Annotated in this window: 21 protein-coding genes and 2 tRNA genes; 20 read left to right on the top strand and 3 right to left on the bottom strand. The window is 60.5% G+C overall.

Features of this window, described 5'->3' with window-relative positions; translation table 11 throughout:
• Window positions 1-1,098 precede the first annotated feature (1,098 nt).
• A tRNA-Thr gene (locus tag GGQ68_RS04480) sits at window positions 1,099-1,173 on the bottom strand.
• 246 nt (window positions 1,174-1,419) lie between these two features.
• On the opposite strand from GGQ68_RS04480, the gene GGQ68_RS04475 reads away from it, so the two are divergent.
• From GGQ68_RS04475 to GGQ68_RS04395, 17 genes are all read left to right on the top strand, one after another.
• Complete coding sequence (locus GGQ68_RS04475; RefSeq protein WP_183963324.1) at window positions 1,420-1,593, top strand: hypothetical protein; 174 nt, start codon at window positions 1,420-1,422, stop codon at window positions 1,591-1,593.
• Between the two features lie 13 nt (window positions 1,594-1,606).
• The gene (gene murA / locus GGQ68_RS04470) at window positions 1,607-2,878 is read left to right on the top strand and encodes a UDP-N-acetylglucosamine 1-carboxyvinyltransferase (RefSeq protein ID WP_183963322.1); all 1,272 of its coding nucleotides are present in this window, start codon (window positions 1,607-1,609) and stop codon (window positions 2,876-2,878) included.
• On the top strand, window positions 2,875-3,354 hold the full coding sequence (locus GGQ68_RS04465; RefSeq protein WP_183963320.1) for a DUF2948 family protein: 480 nt from the start codon (window positions 2,875-2,877) through the stop codon (window positions 3,352-3,354). Before murA ends, GGQ68_RS04465 begins: the two co-directional genes overlap by 4 nt.
• A 229-nt stretch (window positions 3,355-3,583) precedes the next feature.
• Window positions 3,584-4,885, top strand: coding sequence for a histidinol dehydrogenase (hisD, locus tag GGQ68_RS04460; protein WP_183963319.1), 1,302 nt, complete (start codon window positions 3,584-3,586; stop codon window positions 4,883-4,885).
• A gap of 163 nt (window positions 4,886-5,048) precedes the next feature.
• Window positions 5,049-5,528 (top strand): UPF0262 family protein, encoded by a 480-nt coding sequence (locus tag GGQ68_RS04455; RefSeq protein ID WP_183963318.1) that lies wholly within the window; start codon window positions 5,049-5,051, stop codon window positions 5,526-5,528.
• Between the two features lies 1 nt (window position 5,529).
• A complete protein-coding gene (locus GGQ68_RS04450) occupies window positions 5,530-5,973 on the top strand; it encodes an arsenate-mycothiol transferase ArsC (protein ID WP_183963317.1) in 444 nt (147 codons plus the stop codon).
• Window positions 5,974-6,079: 106 nt separating this feature from the next.
• A complete protein-coding gene (locus GGQ68_RS04445; RefSeq protein WP_183963316.1) occupies window positions 6,080-6,475 on the top strand; it encodes a ketosteroid isomerase-related protein in 396 nt (131 codons plus the stop codon).
• A 21-nt stretch (window positions 6,476-6,496) separates the two neighbouring features.
• On the top strand, window positions 6,497-7,078 hold the full coding sequence (locus tag GGQ68_RS04440) for a GNAT family N-acetyltransferase (RefSeq protein ID WP_183963315.1): 582 nt from the start codon (window positions 6,497-6,499) through the stop codon (window positions 7,076-7,078).
• 15 nt (window positions 7,079-7,093) lie between these two features.
• Window positions 7,094-7,972 carry a carbon-nitrogen hydrolase family protein gene (locus tag GGQ68_RS04435; protein ID WP_183963314.1) on the top strand — a complete coding sequence of 293 codons (879 nt, stop codon included), beginning with the start codon at window positions 7,094-7,096 and terminating at the stop codon, window positions 7,970-7,972.
• Window positions 7,973-8,071: 99 nt separating this feature from the next.
• On the top strand, window positions 8,072-8,290 hold the full coding sequence (gene infA / locus GGQ68_RS04430; RefSeq protein ID WP_023849011.1) for a translation initiation factor IF-1: 219 nt from the start codon (window positions 8,072-8,074) through the stop codon (window positions 8,288-8,290).
• A gap of 272 nt (window positions 8,291-8,562) precedes the next feature.
• Complete coding sequence (locus tag GGQ68_RS04425; RefSeq protein ID WP_183963312.1) at window positions 8,563-9,150, top strand: Maf family protein; 588 nt, start codon at window positions 8,563-8,565, stop codon at window positions 9,148-9,150.
• Entirely contained in the window at window positions 9,147-10,178 is a 1,032-nt protein-coding gene (locus tag GGQ68_RS04420; protein WP_183963310.1) for a ribonuclease E/G, read from the top strand. Before GGQ68_RS04425 ends, GGQ68_RS04420 begins: the two co-directional genes overlap by 4 nt.
• Window positions 10,175-10,375, top strand: a complete 201-nt coding sequence (locus GGQ68_RS04415; RefSeq protein WP_183963308.1) for a DNA gyrase inhibitor YacG — start codon at window positions 10,175-10,177, stop codon at window positions 10,373-10,375. The genes GGQ68_RS04420 and GGQ68_RS04415 overlap by 4 nt, the downstream gene beginning before the upstream one ends.
• Before the next feature lie 73 nt (window positions 10,376-10,448).
• Window positions 10,449-11,693, top strand: coding sequence for an aminotransferase class V-fold PLP-dependent enzyme (locus GGQ68_RS04410; protein WP_183963306.1), 1,245 nt, complete (start codon window positions 10,449-10,451; stop codon window positions 11,691-11,693).
• 75 nt (window positions 11,694-11,768) lie between these two features.
• Window positions 11,769-12,488, top strand: a complete 720-nt coding sequence (locus tag GGQ68_RS04405; RefSeq protein WP_183963304.1) for a 5-oxoprolinase subunit B family protein — start codon at window positions 11,769-11,771, stop codon at window positions 12,486-12,488.
• A complete protein-coding gene (locus tag GGQ68_RS04400) occupies window positions 12,485-13,489 on the top strand; it encodes a 5-oxoprolinase subunit C family protein (protein ID WP_183963303.1) in 1,005 nt (334 codons plus the stop codon). Before GGQ68_RS04405 ends, GGQ68_RS04400 begins: the two co-directional genes overlap by 4 nt.
• Window positions 13,486-14,262, top strand: a complete 777-nt coding sequence (locus tag GGQ68_RS04395; RefSeq protein WP_183963302.1) for a LamB/YcsF family protein — start codon at window positions 13,486-13,488, stop codon at window positions 14,260-14,262. Before GGQ68_RS04400 ends, GGQ68_RS04395 begins: the two co-directional genes overlap by 4 nt.
• A gap of 13 nt (window positions 14,263-14,275) precedes the next feature.
• Here GGQ68_RS04395 and GGQ68_RS04390 read toward each other — a convergent pair whose 3' ends face one another.
• Window positions 14,276-15,340 (bottom strand): zinc ABC transporter substrate-binding protein, encoded by a 1,065-nt coding sequence (locus tag GGQ68_RS04390; protein ID WP_183963301.1) that lies wholly within the window; start codon window positions 15,338-15,340, stop codon window positions 14,276-14,278.
• An 84-nt stretch (window positions 15,341-15,424) separates the two neighbouring features.
• Between GGQ68_RS04390 and GGQ68_RS04385 the strand changes: the two genes are divergently transcribed.
• Genes GGQ68_RS04385 through GGQ68_RS04375 form a run of 3 tightly spaced genes read left to right on the top strand, consistent with a single transcriptional unit; the run spans window position 15,425 to window position 17,456 of the window.
• On the top strand, window positions 15,425-15,910 hold the full coding sequence (locus tag GGQ68_RS04385; RefSeq protein ID WP_183963299.1) for a Fur family transcriptional regulator: 486 nt from the start codon (window positions 15,425-15,427) through the stop codon (window positions 15,908-15,910).
• Window positions 15,907-16,668, top strand: coding sequence for an ATP-binding cassette domain-containing protein (locus GGQ68_RS04380; RefSeq protein ID WP_183963298.1), 762 nt, complete (start codon window positions 15,907-15,909; stop codon window positions 16,666-16,668). Before GGQ68_RS04385 ends, GGQ68_RS04380 begins: the two co-directional genes overlap by 4 nt.
• Window positions 16,668-17,456 (top strand): metal ABC transporter permease, encoded by a 789-nt coding sequence (locus GGQ68_RS04375; protein WP_183963297.1) that lies wholly within the window; start codon window positions 16,668-16,670, stop codon window positions 17,454-17,456. Before GGQ68_RS04380 ends, GGQ68_RS04375 begins: the two co-directional genes overlap by 1 nt.
• 791 nt (window positions 17,457-18,247) lie before the next feature.
• Here the strand turns inward: GGQ68_RS04375 and GGQ68_RS04370 are convergent.
• Window positions 18,248-18,331 (bottom strand) — tRNA-Tyr (locus tag GGQ68_RS04370).
• Window positions 18,332-18,336: the final 5 nt, after the last annotated feature.

Below are 18,336 nucleotides of genomic sequence, written 5' to 3'. Positions count from 1 at the left end.
GCGACCGTTCTGATCTGCGAGAGGCGACGTTGTTCAGGCGCCAGCTTGATGCGCCTTTCGCGCATTGCATGGCACTGGTAGCGACCGAATCCGGGCTCTGTTTGGCTGAAAAACGGTGTCCTCAAGGCATTGGCTCTGAGGCGCGGACACTTGCGTGCCGACGACGTCTGCTGTTTCCAGAACCGCGCGGTGACAACGGGAAAATTCGAACAAAAACGGCAGAACCTTCATGGAAACCGTTGATCGACGCCGTTGGCAGTTCAAGTGGGAGCTAACCGTCCAAACTTGAGATTCTTGTTTGACCAAGCGCCGCTGCGTAGATCGGGTTTCCGTCATGATTCCGATTGTCTTGGCCGCACCTGTCCCTCGGCCTCTGTGACGGAAATGCCGCGTGCGATGAGGTGGCGCATTTGGGCAACGCACACCTGAAAGTCAGCGACCTGACAGTCTCCATTGCCCGAAGGGGCGTTTCGCAGGGATGTCCCTTTAGGAGATGAGCAGGTGTAGCTGCCGCTTCGCCCTATATAGTCGGGATGTCTACCGACAAGGGCTTCGGCTGAGGGCTGAGTTTCTTCGATATCTATCGCGCGCCTCATTCCTCTCGGGGCGTTTTGACGTTTTGAGGAAAGGCGCAAGTCAGGGCTGCGCGACAATATGGCATAGGCATTCGCTGACATCTTGCGAAGCTGGCGCAATTCTTCCAACAGCTTTTGCGGACCACCAATTTCCGCGAATAGGTCACGGTCATTCTTGCCACGTCTTTTGCGGAACTTGTCCCGGTCCTTCAGGCGCGTAACTTTCTTTTCCCGCCGGGCGAAGGGTACCTTTTACTCGCGGACCTTTCTTTCGGGCGCGAAAGCGTCCGCAGTGCCCATTGCGTGAAGTTGCATTCTGTTTTGGGCGGTAGGGCGCAGGTGTGGCGTCTTTGCCGGGACGATCAGAATGAAAGAAATGCGACCTTTGCTCTGCTTCGTGCAATGAACCTTGCGAGGAGCACGTTCAGGACCACTATGCCAAGCCCGGTTGGCATATGGACTGGCACATATCAGTGGCGTACAGTGCCGTTGTCTTGCTGCCTCGAAAGTACTGGGAAATAAATGGTGCTGTGAGAGAGGATTGAACTCTCGACCTCACCCTTACCAAGGGTGTGCTCTACCACTGAGCTACCACAGCACTTTAACTCTAGATCATGTTGCCGACTTTAATTCGACACATCTGAGCTCTAGTAGGGCTCGTAAACCAGATCTGCCTCGCAATTAGAGCTTCCCATCTAATCGGGAAGGCTCTGCATGTTAGCTGAAGCAGCGCCGTGGCGGGCTTCTAGCCTTGGAGGCCCAAGGGCACAAGAGGCTTTTTCGAAAAATTTTCACCAACTCGCGCGCACTGGACCGGATACCCTTAACAGGCTAAATCCGATCCATGAACAAAGGCACTCGTAAGACCGGACAGGATGGCGCGGCTGCGCGCGAGGACCGCCTCAAGGCGGCGCTGAAGGCCAATCTTGCCCGACGCAAAGCGCAGGCCAGGGCGCGCGCCGCCGAACAGGCGGGCAAAGACGCCGGCCCCGATGATCAGAGTGACGACAAGGCTTAGGAGCAGGACTGCAATGGATTCGATTCTGGTAAAGGGTGGCGGCCCGCTGAACGGGGATATCCCAATCGCAGGCGCAAAAAATGCCTGCCTTACGCTTATGCCGGCGACGTTGTTGTCCGAGGAGCCACTGACGCTGACCAATGCGCCGCGCTTGTCGGACATCCGCACAATGACGCTTTTGCTGCAATCGCTGGGGGCCGAGGTCACGGCATTGCAGGACGGCAAGGTTCTGGCGATGTCGAGCCATGCGCTGACGTCGCAACGGGCCGAGTATGACATCGTGCGCAAGATGCGTGCCTCGATTCTTGTGCTAGGGCCGTTGTTGGCGCGCTATGGCTATGCAGAAGTTTCGCTGCCCGGCGGTTGTGCCATTGGGGCGCGCCCGGTGGACCTTCACCTCAAGGCGATGGAAGCTCTGGGCGCTGAAATGGATCTGCGCGACGGTTACGTGCATGCCAAGGCACCCGCCGGCGGCCTGCGCGGCGGCGAGTTCGAGTTTCCGTTCGTGTCCGTGGGGGCAACCGAAAACGCCTTGCTTGCCGCGACGCTGGCCAATGGAACTACGGTTCTGAAGAATGCCGCACGTGAACCTGAAATCGTTGACCTTGCGCATTGTCTGCAAAAGATGGGCGCACAGATCGAGGGTGAGGGCACATCCACCATCACGATCCAGGGCGTCGACCGTTTGGGCGGTGCCACCCATAGCGTTGTCACCGACAGGATAGAGCTGGGCACCTACATGCTGGCCCCGGCAATCTGCGGCGGCGAAGTGACGTGTCTGGGCGGGCGCATTGAGCTGGTCGAATCCTTTTGTGAAAAGCTCGACGCTGCCGGTATTTCCGTTGAGCAAACCGAAAAGGGCCTAAAGGTCGCTCGCCGCAATGGCCGGGTGAAGGCGGTGGATGTCACCACGGAGCCGTTCCCCGGCTTTCCAACGGACCTGCAGGCACAGATGATGGCGCTGATGTGCACCGCCGAAGGGACCTCCGTTCTTGAGGAAAAGATCTTTGAAAACCGCTTTATGCATGCGCCGGAGTTGATCCGCATGGGCGCGCGCATCGACGTGCATGGTGGTCACGCCACAGTGAAGGGGGTCGAACGCCTTAAAGGCGCGCCTGTGATGGCGACGGACCTGCGAGCATCCGTTTCTTTGATCCTTGCAGGTCTTGCGGCCGAGGGGGAGACCCTGGTCAGCCGGGTCTACCACCTCGATCGTGGATACGAAAATGTGGAGGAAAAGCTCTCTGCACTTGGGGCCAATATCGAGCGGGTTGAAGGCCAATGACCGAAGATGCGCGTTTTGAAGATGGCGGCGAACGTCCGCTGAACCTTGGCGCGCTGGACGTCGATGACCTTGGCGTTCTGTCGGCCCTTGTGCAGGATGCGGTCCTGCCTGTGACCGAAATTCGCTGGCAGAAAGGCGCGCGTCGCCTTGGCCTGCTGATCAATCGTGTCCGGTGGGAGGACGTGGAGACCGCCAAGCGCTTTGATCGCCCCGTTGAGCGGGTACAATCTGTTCTGGTGGTGGACAATGTGCTGAGCGTGTCGAGTCAAGGTGTCGATCGAGCGGACAAGGACCTCATCCTGCAGGTGCTCGCTGTCTCTTGGGAGCCGGGCGACGATGCGGAGGGCTTTGTCGTTCTGACGTTGGCAGGGGACGGCGCTTTGCGGGCCAAGGTTGAAGCGCTCGAAGTCGGTTTGCGCGATGTGACGCGCCCCTATGCGGCGCCATCTGGTAAATTGCCCGATCACGAAGGTTAACACACAGCCCGTCATTTTGGGCTGTGGACAGTATGAAAGTTCCCGTCAGGGCAAAGGTCTGCCGGGCATTCATCATGCAAAGCGGCAAGATTCATGAATCTTAACCTGTCAATTCCGCTCTAGCGATTATCGCCTTGATTCTGAGGGTCTGTGTTTGCGGAAGAACGAGCGCGGTTGAGTGCGCCCGTCGCGCGCGCTATCAGGTCCCACCCGTCACGGAGGAATGCCCATGCCTGTCTTTCTGAACACCGCCGAACTGGATTTCGAAAGCCATTTCACCGCGCTTTTGACTGCCAAGCGTGAGGACAGCCCGGACGTCGACGACACGGTGGCGGGTATCATCGCTGATGTTCGGGCGCGCGGCGACGCAGCGGTTCTGGAGCTGACAAGTAAATTTGATCGGCTGGATCTGAGCTCTGACCAGTTGCGCTTTACTGAGGCAGAGATCGAATCCGAATGCGCCAAGGTGCCTGAGGACGAGGTCCGTGCCTTGGAGCAGGCGGCTCAGCGCATTCGCGCGTATCACGTTCGCCAGATGCCGGAAGATGCGTCGTGGACCGATCCGGAAGGTGCGACATTGGGCTGGCGCTGGACAGCGGTATCGGCGGCGGGGCTCTATGTGCCGGGGGGATTGGCGTCATATCCATCCTCTGTGCTGATGAACGCGGTTCCGGCCAAGGTCGCCGGTGTCGAGCGGCTTGCCATATGCGTCCCTACGCCAGATGGCGTTGCGAATCCCGCCGTATTGCTGGCTGCGCGCATTGCTGGTGTCGACGAGATTTACCGCATCGGCGGCGCTCAGGCGATTGCCGCGCTTGCCTATGGCACGGAAACGATTGCGCCAGTCGATAAAATCACCGGGCCGGGAAATGCATTCGTGGCCGCTGCGAAGCGCCGCGTTTTTGGCAAGGTTGGCATCGACATGATTGCGGGTCCTTCCGAAATCCTTGTGATTGCGGATGGTGATAATGACCCCGACTGGATCGCGCTGGATCTGATGAGCCAGGCCGAACATGATGAAAGTGCGCAGTCCTTGCTGATCACCACCGACGCCGATTTCGGCAAGGCCGTGATGCAGGCTGTCGACGCGCGGCTCCAGACGCTTGAGAGGCGCGCTATCGCGGCGGCCTCCTGGCGAGACTTCGGCGCCGTAATCATTGTGAAAGACTTGGAAGAAGCCGCTGCCTTGTCCAATAGAATCGCGCCGGAGCACCTCGAGCTTTGTGTCGCGGAGCCGGATAAGCTGGCGGAAAAATGTATCCATGCAGGCGCGATATTTCTTGGTGCATGGACGCCGGAGGCGATCGGCGACTACGTTGGGGGACCGAACCACGTTCTACCTACGGCGCGCTCGGCACGGTTTTCCTCCGGCCTGTCTGTGATGGATTTTGTCAAACGCACGACCATGGCGCGCATGACGCCCGAGGCTTTGCAGGCCGTTGGGCCAGCGGCGGAGACGCTGGCGCGGTCCGAAAGCCTCGAAGCGCACGGATTGTCCGTCTCGGCGCGGCTGGAAAAGTTGAACCGTTGATAGGCACGGGTTTCCTGAGGGGTCATTCCATGGCCTTTTCCCCGCGTTTGGGGTGCTGGCAGCGCGTTGAGCTTTGTGAACCTATCAGAAAGTACTAAGCGTCACGCTTGCCAAATATCGTGCCCTTGGGTTAACTTTTTCTGCACCTGCGAAAGAGCCTCAAATGTCACATATTGCGCATATTGATCTGGATGACGGCAATTTGCCGCCTTCGACTCCCGAAATCGATCAGGAGCGGCGCGTTGCCATGTTTGACCTCATGGAGGAGAACAGCTTCTCCCTTCCGTCGCGGGATGATCGAGTTGTGCCGCCCGGTCCCTATAACGTGGGCCTGTCCATCAAAGACAAGCGACTGGTCTTTGATGTGACGACCGAAGGTCATGAGAAAGCGGCAGAATTTCACCTTTCTCTCTCTCCGTTCCGACAGGTGGTGAAGGACTACTTCCAGATCTGCAAAAGTTACTTTGACGCCGTGAAAACCGCAGCGCCTAGCCAGATTGAAACCATCGATATGGCGAGGCGTGGCATTCACAATGAGGGCGCCCGCATTCTGCAGGAGCGGCTGGACGGCAAGGTAGAGGTGGACGACGCCACGGCGCGCAGGCTATTTACGCTTGTCTGCGTTTTGCACTTCGGGGGGTGACTTGGGTCAACTGCCGCAATCGGTCCTTTTTAGCTGCGATCACAATGCCGTGCGGTCTCCCATGGCCGAAGGAATCATGAAGAAATTTTTCGGCACCGACGTCTATGTTCAGTCAGTAGGTGTCGTGAATGACCTTGAGATTGACGGTTTCGCCATCGCGGCCTGCAAGGAGATTGGGGTCGAGTTGGAACGGCACCGATCGCGCTCCTTTGAAGAAATGGAGGAAATGGGCGAAACCCTGTCGGGTTTCGACTGTGTTGTGACCATGTCACCTGCCTCGCAACGGCGCGCTTTGGATCTAACGCGCTTTTACCACCTCACCGTTGAGTATTGGCCAGTGATGGACCCGACGGGTATAGGCGAAACCCGCGAGCAAAAACTTAATGCTTATCGGCAAACCCGCGATCAGATTGTTAAAAAGCTACGCGAAACCTGGCATTTTTAACGGTCCCTTCCGTCGTGGATGAAGTCACGAATGCCGACTTCCGACGGTGTGGATGAGCCAGTCACGTTAGGGTATGCGATCAGAAAACACGTTAACGGAGGGTGCAATGACCCAGGATGTGATCGCGCGGTATTTCGAAGCCTTCAACGCAGGTGATAACGAGGGCATGTTGGCCTGCCTCACGCCCGATGTGGAACATCACGTCAACGAGGGGCAGATCCGTGTAGGCAAGGTCAAGTTTGGCGAGTTTCTTGCCCATATGGATCATTGTTACTCGGAAAATCTGACTGACATGGTTTTTTTCGCCAATACAGACGGCACGCGCGGTGCCGCAGAATTCATCGTGAACGGCACCTATAAGGCGACAGACGAAGGATTGCCTGAGGCGCATGGCCAAACCTATCGTTTGCCCGCCGGGTCTTTCTTCTCCTTCAAGGGTGGGCAGATCAGCCGTGTGGTCACCTATTACAACCTTGCCGACTGGGTGCGCCAGGTTTCCTGATCACGAAGAGAGAGGCTTCGCATGCTTGAGGTGACACGGTTGACCGGGGAAGCGCTGGATGCCGCGCTGCCTGAATTGGCGCGGTTAAGGATCGACGTTTTTCGAGCCTTTCCGTATCTCTACGAGGGTGATCTGGCGTATGAGTCGAAGTATCTGCGCTCTTACCGGCAGAACCAGAACGCAATTCTGGTCGCTGTACGCGACGATGACCGAATCGTGGGTGCGGCGACCGGTATGCCCTTGGCTGACCACGCAGATGCCTCGGAGTTGACGGGTCCAATGCCGCCCGTGGAGAAGATATTCTATTGCGCCGAAAGCGTGCTTTTGCCCGAGTATCGCGGTCACGGTCTGGGTCACGCTTTTTTTGACGCACGCGAAGCCGAGGCGCGGCGGCAAGGTTTTGACTATACGCTGTTTTGTGGGGTGGTACGATCAGAGGATCATCCCGATCGGCCAGAGGGCTATCGTCCCTTGGACGCGTTCTGGCGTAATCGGGGATACGCCAAAGCGGACGGTGTCACCGCGACTTTTTGCTGGACAGACCTTGGCAATCGGGACGAGACGCCGCACCTGTTGCAGGCTTGGATCCGGCAACTTGACTGATGTGATGAGGCTTTGATGAAAATCGCGACCGCCGCTTACAACATGGATTTTTTGCCTGACTGGTCCGCCTACGCGACCAAGCTCGATGCTTGGGTCAGCGAGGCCGCGGGGCAGGGGGCCGATCTTCTGGTTTTTCCTGAATACGGTGCGATGGAGTTGGCAACCTTGGCGGGCCGTGAGGTCGCAATGGATTTGCAGGCGTCGATTCGCGCTGTGTCAGAGCGTATCCCAGAGGTCGACGCGCTCCATTCGCAATTGGCGAGGCGCTATGGCGTACACATCCTTTCGGCCTCCGCTCCGGTAGAGAGCGCGGGCGGACCGGTGGTGAACCGTACAAGGTTTTTCGGCCCGGAAGGGGGAGTCGTCACGCTCGATAAGCAGATCATGACCCGGTTCGAACGCGAGGATTGGGGCATCAAGGGTGGAGATCGGCTGAAAGTGTTCGACACCGCGCTTGGACGAATCGGTGTGCTGATCTGTTATGATTCGGAATACCCGTTGCTTGGGCGGGCGCTGGCGGAGGCTCAGCTTTTGCTTGTCCCGTCTTGTACCGAAGCGTTGGCCGGGTATTGGCGTGTACGGATCGGGGCGATGGCTCGGGCGTTGGAAAATCAATGTGTTGTGGCCATGTCCTCGACCGTGGGTGACTGCGACTGGTCCGAGGCTGTGGACACGAATTGTGGCGCCGGGGGGGTCTTTGGCCCGCCAGACAAGGGCTTTCCGTCCACTGGTGTTATCGCCGAAGGCATTCTGGATCAGCCTGGCTGGACCTATGCAGATGTGGATTTGGCGCAGGTCGATGCGGTGCGGGCCGATGGTGTGGTGCTGAACCGCTTGCATTGGGATGACCAGTCGGGTCGGGACGCGCCTGCGCCGTTGACGGAATTGAAATGATCGTCTGCCAAGATGTGACTTGAAAATCCCGAAAGATAGGACCATATCGTAGCTCGCCTTGCCCCTGTCTTTGCAGGGGCGGTTATTTTAGGAGAGACCATGGCCAAGGAAGATACGCTCGAATTTCCCGGTGTCGTGAAGGAACTCCTGCCGAATGCGACGTTCCGGGTCGAGCTTGACAACGGCCATGAGATCATCGCGCACACGGCAGGCAAGATGCGCAAGAACCGCATCCGAGTTCTGGCCGGCGACCGGGTCCAAGTAGAAATGACGCCCTACGATCTCACAAAGGGCCGCATCAACTACCGCTTCAAATAAGCGGTTTCGCGTTTCGGCGCGGAGGCAGCGCTGCCAAGTCACGCTTTGAAGCGAGATCAGCTGCCGGATACCAAGACACCGGGTGTTAGCGACCTGAGCACTTTGCAGGCTTGTTGCTGGCGTCCACCGATGCGATCAAATGCCGGGCCTTGCCCGGCGTTTTCGTGTCTGGCTTTGACAGCCGCTTTCGGCAAACTCTTTCCCATCCGTGTAAACTGGCGTAGGGCGTGGCTCGCCCCGACTTTCCTGTGCAGTTGCGACAAAGGCCTCTCATGACCAAACCTCGCCTCATTCTTGGATCTGGCAGCCCGCGCCGCCGTGATTTGCTTGCCCAACTTGGCGTGACCGCTGACGATATACGCCCGCCTGACATTGATGAGGACCCGAAGCCCCGAGAGCTTCCGCGTCCCTATTGCGTGCGTCTTGCACGGGAAAAGGCGCAAGCGATCCTCTCTGACCCGGATGACATCGTGCTGTCTGCTGACACCACCGTCGCGCTGGGCCGTCGTATTCTGGGCAAGCCGGCGGATGAAAAAGAGGCGGCCGGTTTTCTGACGGCGCTGTCCGGGCGTCGTCATCGGGTCATCACCGCCGTTGCCGTGCGCAGGGGGGACCAAATCTGGGAACGGGACGTTGTCACACAGGTCAAGATGAAGATGCTGTCGAACGAAGAGCTGAACGCTTACCTTGCCTCTGGCGATTGGCGCGGCAAGGCGGGCGGTTACGGCATTCAAGGAATGGCGGGTGCCTTTATCCCGTGGATTTCGGGCTCATTCACCTCTGTGGTCGGGCTGCCATTGGCGGAAACCGCAAATCTGCTAAACACGGCAGGATACCCTCTGTACAAGGACGCGTCATGAAGGGCAGCACCATCGCATTGGACACGTGGAACGGTCGGGAGGCCGCAGCACATGTCGTTGACGGCCAGCTTGAAGATCTGCTGATCGAGGATGACCGGCCCAGCCCCGGCAACATCTACCGCGCCATCGCGCAGCGGCCGATGAAGGGGCAGGGTGGCATGTTCCTCGACACCCCCGACGGCAGCGCCTTTCTGCGTCAGGTAAAGGGACTTCGCCCCGGTGCGCCGATCCTCGTGCAGGTCACGGGGTTTGCGGAGCCTGGCAAGGCGATCCCGGTCACGCAGCGGCTGTTGTTCAAGTCCCGCTACGCCATCGTCACGCCGGACGCGCCGGGGCTGAATGTCTCGCGGCAGATCCGTGATGACGACATGCGCGATTCGCTGTTGGAGCTGGTGCATGAGGCATTGGCCGAGGTCAGCCTGCCAGAGGGCGCGGGGCTTATCCTGCGGTCGTCCTGTGTACATGGCGCAGAAGATGAGATCACCGAGGACATCATTGCCATGGCAGAGCTGGCGCGCAATGTGCTTGCAGATACCACCGGTGTAGCAGAATTGCTCGTCGCGGGGGAGGGGCCGCATGCTCTTGCCTGGCGCGAGTGGACCGACCCGGCAGAGGTTGACGCGGACAGTGGCAGCTTTGCCCGTCATGGCGTTGACGAAATGCTGGAGGATTTGAAAAGTCCGACGGTGCAACTGGGCGGTGGGGCCTCCATGGTGATCGAGCCGACCACGGCCCTGGTCGCAGTGGACGTGAACACCGGCAATGACACGTCGCCGGCCGCAGGGCTGAAGGCCAATCTGGCGGCCTTTCGCGATCTGCCACGGCAGTTGCGTTTGCGCGGCTTGGGCGGTGTTGTGATCATCGACCCCGCGCCCATGCCCAAGAAGGACCGCCGCGTGGTCGAGGGGGCGCTGAAGGCCGCGCTCAAGAAGGACAAGGTGGAAACCATTGTGTCTGGATGGACAAACCTTGGGATGCTGGAACTTCAACGCAAAAGGGATCGGGTGGCGATCAGGGGGCTGCTGTGAGCTGTCCGATTTGCAATCGAAAGACTGACGCGACGTACCGGCCCTTCTGTTCCAAACGCTGTGCGGATGTGGATCTGGCGAAGTGGTTTGGCGGCGACTACGCTGTCCCCTCGCAGGATCCGGACGACATCGAGGAGGCCGCGCAGGCCGCCATCGACGCTTTGGACGCTGCGGATACCGACGGCAAACCCCACTGATGCCTTGAGGTTGCCGGGCGTTCTGCACGGCGGCCTCTTTTCTTTCTGCGGGGCGCGGGCTACGCCTAGGCTTATGTTTGATGACACGCTTCTTTCCGCCATTCGCGCGCGCTTTGTCCATGTGGAGGAATGCCCCTTCACCGGGCCGCGCATTTTCTTTGAAAACGCAGGCGGTGCTCTGACGCTGAAGTCAGTGGTCGAGACTTCCGCCCGCTTTGCCGCGATCCCGGACAATCAGGGGCGCGATAATCCTGCGAGCCAGGCGCTGGTCAAGGTGATTGATCGGTCCCGGGCCGATGTGCGCAGGTTTTTCAATGCGGATGGCGGCACGGTCATCTTTGGCGAAAGCGGTACGGAGCTTTTGTTTCGTCTGATCAAAGACGCCTGCCTGGGTGCGCCCGAAGGTGTGGTGCTGGGATCTACCGTGGAGCATCCTGCCTCACGCAGTGCAGCGGCCCGCTGGGCAGCACAATCGGACCGGCGGCATGTTCTGGTCGCGCATGATGACGCCAATGGCTCCGTTACGGCAGAGGCATACGCCGCTGAAGTTGCGCCTGATACGGCCGTTGTCACGATCCTGCACACCTCTCCGGTCACCGGCATGTCCATGGATCTGCCTGCCATTGTTGCGGCGGTGCGGGCTGTGGCGCCCGACGCCTATATCATCGCGGACGGTATCCAGCACGCGTGCCATGGCGGAATTGACCTCACCGCTGCGGGTGTCGATGGCTATGTGATCTCGCCCTACAAGGTTTTCTCGCGCCACGGCTACGGCGTGGCATGGTTGTCGGACCGATTGGCCGCGCTGGCGCATGACACGCTGATCGGTGGGCCGGAAGGCAACTGGGAATTGGGCACACGCGATACCGGAGCCTATGCGACGTTTTCCGAAGTGGTCGATTACTTCGACTGGCTGGGCGCCCAGGTCAGCGATGCGTCTGATCCACGTGCGCGGATCGAGGCGGCCGGAGAAGCGATCCACGAACATGAGACCGCCCTGACGCAGGCGATGGTTCACGGCACTGGCAACCTTGCGGGGCTGGCGACACTGCCCGGCGTGCAGATCGTTGGCGGCGCGGACAATCCAGCGCGCGAAGGGCTTGTCAGCTTCTGGGCGGAGGGCCTGCCATCAGCGAAAATCGTCGAACGGCTCAATGGCGCAGGGGTGCGCACGCATCTGCGCAAGGCAGATCATTATTCCGGCAACATTCTCGCGCCTTTGGGGCAGGATGCCTGCGTGCGAGTGTCGCTCGCCCATTACAACAGTATGGGGGAGGTGCGCCGTTTTCTGACCGCGATGCAGGAGATATTGCCATGATGGAGGCCGCCTGGTCCTCTGGATCTCCAGTCGAGCGGCTGAACAGGGGCGCGCGCACATGATCCGTTCTGGCGCATGACCCGCTTTCCCCGAATAGATCCCGTGGGACTGGACGGGTTGCTTGTGAGGTTTGGCGATGCCCTGTCCGAACCTGCGAACCGCGCGGCTCTGGCTTTTCGCGCGGGTCTGGAGCGGGACGCGCCGACCGGGATCGAGGAATGCGCCACCTCTCTTGTGTCGACCTTTGTGCGGTTTGATCCGCTTGGCATCTCCCTGGACGACCTTCATGCAACGTTGACCGAGCGGCTGTCGGCGCAGGATTGGTACTGCGCGGACCTTCCCGAGGGACGGCGACGGTTGCACATCCCCACCGTCTACGGCGGTGATCACGCGCCGCAATTGGCCGAGGCAGCAGAGGCCGCGGGCCTGACCGAGGCGGAGGCCATCGCGTCCCTTTCTCAGTCCGAGGTGCGCGTGACCACCATCGGGTTTGCCCCCGGTCAGCCCTATCTTGGCACGCTGCCGGAGGCCTGGGACATTCCACGGCAAACTGCGCTGACCCCGCAGGTGCCAGTGGGCGCCCTGGTGGTGGCGATCCGACAGCTGGTGCTGTTTTCCGTCACCACACCGACCGGTTGGCGGCATGTGGGGCAGACTAGGGCTAGGTTGTTTCAACCCGAGAGCGAGACGCCTTTCCTGCTGCGTGCGGGCGACGTGGTGCAGTTTCCTGCGATCTCTGCGGAGGAGTTTGCCAATCTGGAGGGTGACGGCATCCGAGTGGAGCCTTTGACATGAGCGCGCTTGAGATATTGGAGGTTGGGCCGGGCGTCACTGTTCAGGACAGTGGGCGGCCCGGCTACCTTGGGGAGGGTGTGTCACGCGGCGGTGCGGCGGATCGGCTTGCTCTGGCCGAAGGGGCGGCGCTGCTGAAGCAGCCCGTTGGCGCGGCGTTGGAGATGGCCGGATTGGGCGGGCGGTTCCGCTTTGGGCGAGCGGCGCGGATTGCCCTGACCGGGGCCCCCATGCGCGCGACGCTTGACGGTGTTCCACTGCGCTGGAATGCATCCCACGCTGTGCCTGCCGGCGCTGTGCTGGAGATCGGCGGCGTGACCCAAGGGGTTTACGGGTATCTGACCGTGGGCGGGGGGATCGACCTGCCGCTGATCCTTGGCGCGATGAGCGCGCATTTGGCGGCTGGCATCAGCGGACCGCTACAGGCGGGCGACACGATTGCTTTCAGAGAGGATCCGGGCGGGGTCTCTGGCCTTGGGCTGGGGGTGTCGGACCGTTTCGCGGGAGGCGCTTTGCGCGTTCTTCCGTCGTTGCAAACCGATGTCTTTCCCAAGGACATGCGCGACAGGTTCGAGACGGACCATTTCACCCGTGACACACGGGGCAACCGCATGGGTGTGCGGCTGAAGCCTTCTGCCGAGGGCTACGGCCTGGAGGCGGGCGGGCGCATATTGTCGGAGGTCATTACCCCCGGCGACATCCAGATTCCCGGCGATGGGGCTCCTTATATCTTGCTTGCCGAATGCCAGACCACCGGCGGCTATCCTCGGATCGGGACGGTGATCCCGGCCGATTTGCCGCGTGTGGCACAGGCCGCGCCGGGGGCGAAGCTGCGCTTTCGCTTCGTCAGCCGTGAGGAGGCTCTGGCTGCCGAGCGTGCCTATCGCACCGGACTTGATCGGCTGCGCGCACAGGTTGCCCCGCTGGTCCGGGACCCACATGACATAAACCTGCTGGCCTACGATCTGGTCAGTGGCGTGACGGACGGAGAGGTGATGCGATGAAGGTCGATCTGAACGCGGATATGGGCGAGAGCTTTGGCTCCTGGGTCATGGGCCAGGACGCGGATGTGCTGGAGGTCATCACCTCCGCCAATGTGGCCTGCGGCTTTCACGCGGGCGATCCGGAGGTGATGGCGCGGACCATGGGCTTGGCCAAAGCGCGCGGCGTGGGTGTTGGTGCGCATCCGGGCTATGCCGATCTGCAAGGCTTTGGCCGGCGTCGCATGCACCTGCCAGAGAAGGCTCTGCGCAGCTTGGTGCAGTATCAACTTGGCGCGGCGCTGGGCATGGCAAAGGCTGTTGGGGCCGAAGTTCGACATCTGAAGCTGCACGGCGCTTTGGCGAATATGTGTGCCGAGGACGCCTCCATGGCCGAGGCTTGCTATGGCGCGGCGCTTGAGGTTGCACCGGAGATCATCGTCATGGTCTTGGCCGCGACACAGCAGCAACGGGTCATGGAACGGCTGGGCGGCTTCTGGGCCGGGGAGATTTTTGCCGACCGTGCCTATAACGCGGATGCGACGCTGGTGGACCGCAGTTTGCCGGGGGCGGTGATCCACGACCCTGACCACGCCGCCAGCCGGATCGTCAAAATGGTGCAAGCGGGGGCTATCTTGCCTGAAACAGGCGACGCGATCCCTTCGCCTGTGGACACCATCTGCCTGCACGGGGACGGGGCCACCGCGCTTCAGATCGCGCGACAGGTGCGCGCGGCGTTGGAGGCAGCAGGCATCACCGTAGAAAAGTTTGAAGGGCGGCGCGGCGCATTCACCTGACCGCCCCACGGTCTTATTGCGTGGCGCAGTCGGCTATACGGGTGGCGAGGTCTTCGATCAGCGCAGGATAGAGGTCCGCGCCGCGTGGCAGGTCGCTGCCGAGCGGGTCCAAAGCAACGCGGGGCGTGCCTTCGGGGGCCACCGCGTCCAGCAAACGCGCGTCCGTGCCCGGCTCCGTCAAGATGCAGACAGGCGGCTCCTCTGCCAAGTGGTCACGCAGCTCGGCAAGACGCGCGGGTCCAGGCGCCGCATCATCACCATCCGACAGGGCGCCGATCAAGGTCAGCTCGAAAGCCTTCTCGAAATATTGAAACGCATCATGAGATGTCGCAAGCGGCCGGTTCTGAACGGCGCTGAGAGTCGACTTGGCGGCGTCTCTCGCGGCTTTGATGCGCGCGACCCCTTCGGAAGCGTTGGCCTGATAGCTGTCGGCATTTTCAGGATCAATCTCCGCCATGGCATTGGCGATGGCGTCCAGCCAGATCAAAGCGTTTTCGGGCGAGAGCCACATATGCGGATCGTAGGCTGCATCGGAATGGTTGTGGTCATCGTGATGCTCAGCTGTATGATCGTCGTGATCGTCGTGATCGTCGTGATCGTCGTGATCGTCGTGATCGTCGTGATCGTCGTGATCGTCGTGATCGTCGTGAGTGTCAGAGTGATCTTCGTGCGCGGCCGGGGCGCCGTGATCATGATCGTCCATCAAGCTGCCCTCGCGAAATGCCAGATGGAGCGTGCCTGCCACGTCAGACAGCACAATCTGCCGCGCGTTCGGGGCGAGGGCTGTGAATTGGTCCTCAAGCCCCGGTGAAAGCTCCGGCCCGATCCAGACCACCAGACTGGCATTGCCAATTGCACGCGCCTGGCTGGGCTTCAGTGCAATGGAATGTGCAGAACTTGCAGGGGTCCAGAGCAGGGCAACCTCCGCGTCATCGCCGCTGACCATTGACACCAGGCTGTGCACCGGGGGAATGTCCGTGACGCTAAGCAGCTCGTCTGCCAGAGCCATCGGTGCGCCCAGTGTCAGAACGGCGGCGCTGGCTGTAAGCGTGCGGAGCAGGGAGGGCATGAGGGGCATGATGGCGTTCCTTCTATCCATTCGCGCCGCTTGTAGTGAGTTACAGGATAACATATCAAGCCCAAAATGACGGAGGCTTCAATCATGGATATCAAGAGCTTCGAGGCGCATGACCACAAGCACTGTATCAAATCGGGGCTGAAAGCTGCCGAAGACATATGCGCCGAACGCAAGGCGCAGCTGACTCCTGTTCGCCGTCGCGTGTTGGAAATCTTGCTTGAGGGGCACCGCGCAATGGGGGCCTACGAGGTGCTTGACCATCTGCGGGCCGAGGGGCTGGGATCGCAACCGCCGGTGGCTTACCGCGCGCTGGATTTCCTCGCGGCGAATGGGTTGGTGCACCGCATCGAGCGGCTGAATGCGTTCATCGCCTGCAGCACGCCGGATGTAGACCACGCGCCGACCTTCCTGATTTGTCGCGAATGTTCGACAATCGCGGAAACCCCGGCGCCGCGGGCCGGTCGTGTTGTGCGAAATGCCGCGCAGGAAGTGGGCTTTCACGTTGAAAAGGTCGTGATCGAGGCCGAGGGCCTGTGCCCCGCCTGCCACGAGAGCGAGGCGGCGGAGTGACGCTAGAAGGTGCGCTGATCCGTTCCGAAGGGCTGAGTATCCGCCACGGCGGACGAGAAGTGCTTCGCGACGTTAGTTTTGCAATCGAAGCCGGGGAAATTGTCACGGTTGTGGGCCCGAACGGGTCTGGCAAATCAACGTTGTTGAAGGCCCTGATCGGGGCGCTCCCCCCGGCAGCGGGTCGTGTGACACGCCGTGCCGGGCTGCGGCTTGGGTATGTGCCCCAGGGGTTGCGGCTTGATCCGTCAATGCCGATGACGGTCGGACGGTTTCTGAACCTTCCGAAACGCGTGGCCGAGGAGGGTCGTACGCGGGCATTGGCGGAGGCCGGGGCCCAAGGGTTGGAAGATCGCCCTCTGACCGCGCTGTCCGGTGGCCAGTTTCAACGTGTGTTGTTGGCGCGTGCGTTGCTTGATCGGCCGGAACTGCTGATCCTTGACGAGCCAACCACCGGGTTGGACCAGCCGGGACAGGCTGCCTTTTACCAGCGGCTCGAAGATGTGCGGAACAGTTTGGGCTGCGCTGTCTTGATGGTCAGTCACGAACTGCATGTGGTGATGAGCGCCAGTGACCGTGTTCTGTGCGTCAACGGCCATATCTGCTGCGAGGGGCGGCCTGAAGTCGTGGCGCAGGCCGAGGAATATCGCGCGCTGTTTGGCACAGGGACGGGCGGCGCGCTCGCCCTGTATCGCCACGAACATTCGCACCGGCATGACGAGACCTGTGAGCTCGATCACACCCACGGAGAAGACACCTGATGTTGGACGACTTTTTGGTCCGTGCGGTGCTGGCTGCGGTCGGAGCGGCCTTGGCAGCGGCGCCGCTTGGCGTCTTTGTGGTCTGGCGTCGCATGGCCTACTTCGGTGACGCCACGGCCCATGCGGCGGTGCTGGGCGTGGCGCTGGCCTTGGCGCTTTCCGTGCCGATTTTTGCGGCGACCCTGGCCACAGCGTTGCTGATGGCCTTGACCGTGGCGTGGCTGTCAGGGCGAGGGCACAGCGCAGATCTGGTGCTTGGTGTCGCGGCGCATGGCGCGCTTGCCCTTGGTCTTGTGGCCGTCAGCCTTGTGGAGGGGCCGCGACTTGACCTCGAATCCTACCTGTTTGGCGATATCCTTGCCGTCACAAAGCGAGACCTTGCGGTGATCTGGGGCGGTGGCGCCGTCGTAGCCGTTTTGATCGGCTGGCGTTGGGCCCGTCTGGTGACCTCAACCGTGTCCAAAGACCTTGCTTGGGCGGCAGGAATCAACCCCAAGCGAGAGCAGTTGACCCTCATGCTTGCGCTGGCCTTGGTTGTAGCTGTGGCGCTGAAAGTGGTCGGTGCGCTTTTGATTGGTGCATTGCTGATCATCCCGGCAGCGGCGGCGCGGCCATGGTCCCGCACCCCGGAAGGCATGTTGGCGGGCACGGCGGCGCTTGGCGTTCTGTCGGCGCTAGGGGGCTTGTGGGGGGCTTGGGTCTTTGACACGCCCGCTGGCCCGAGTGTGGTTTGTGCTGCAGCGTTGTTCTTTTCGGTCAGTTTTTTGGCCGGGCGGCGCGCCGAATAGCCCTGCGCGGGGCGACATGAAATTCCCGGATCATCTGGTGTCGGGACTGGTTGTGTGGTTCCGCGCGCTCGTTCAAATCACTTGGCTTTTAAGGTCTACGGTGGCCACACATGTTTCATGTCGACGTCGTGGATTATTGGGGCCGTTGATGTACGGGAAGATGACTGTCGCTCCGACATGGAAAATATCGACCGTCACTTTCCGGTATAGCCATGGTAGAGGTTTCGGCAAATGGTTCGGCAACTGCTGCGAGAGGCTTACAATTGCAGGCGACATCGTCCGTGACGACCAAACGGCCTGATGCGATTCGTGCCGATCCGCAGTCAGAGCACGAAGTGTACTCCTATGTTGGATAACAGAGGTGAATTTCATACCCAGCCACCTTGCAACAGCGTCGTCCCGCGCAACGCGCACGATTTTGCGGTCCATCTTGAGCTTGGTGGAGTCGCATTCGACTCGATCTTGCGGTTCAGAAGGTAGAGGCAGGACATCTGGGCCGGGATTTATAGCGAATACCGTCTTCGTAGGTCGCGGTATTTGTTTTAATCCATGTGGTGAGCATATGACACGCGGCCGTCCAGATTCGGGCGTTTATGCTCAATGGCGGAAATTCAACGCGTTTTAACGTGCTGCGGGACTTGGCGCTGGCAAAGATGGCGCTCGCGATCAGGGGTAATGATAGTGGTTTCGTCTGCAATCCATGCCTGCAAAGCCGCCAAAAGTACCGAAAATTGGACTTTTAAGGCTTATTGCTAATGGAAACTGATTTGAACTTTTCTCTCGTGTGAAAATGGTGGGCGACCCTGGAATCGAACCAGGCGTGCGTCTCCGCGAGGGAGTTACAGTCCCCTGCCACACCTTGCGGCCTGTCGCCCACCGT

Origin of the sequence: Sagittula marina (assembly GCF_014196795.1) — a bacterium.
GTDB classification, from domain to species: Bacteria; Pseudomonadota; Alphaproteobacteria; order Rhodobacterales; family Rhodobacteraceae; genus Sagittula; species Sagittula marina.
Note: the sequence above shows the minus strand (reverse complement) of the source record. Positions and strands in the feature narration are given on the sequence as shown.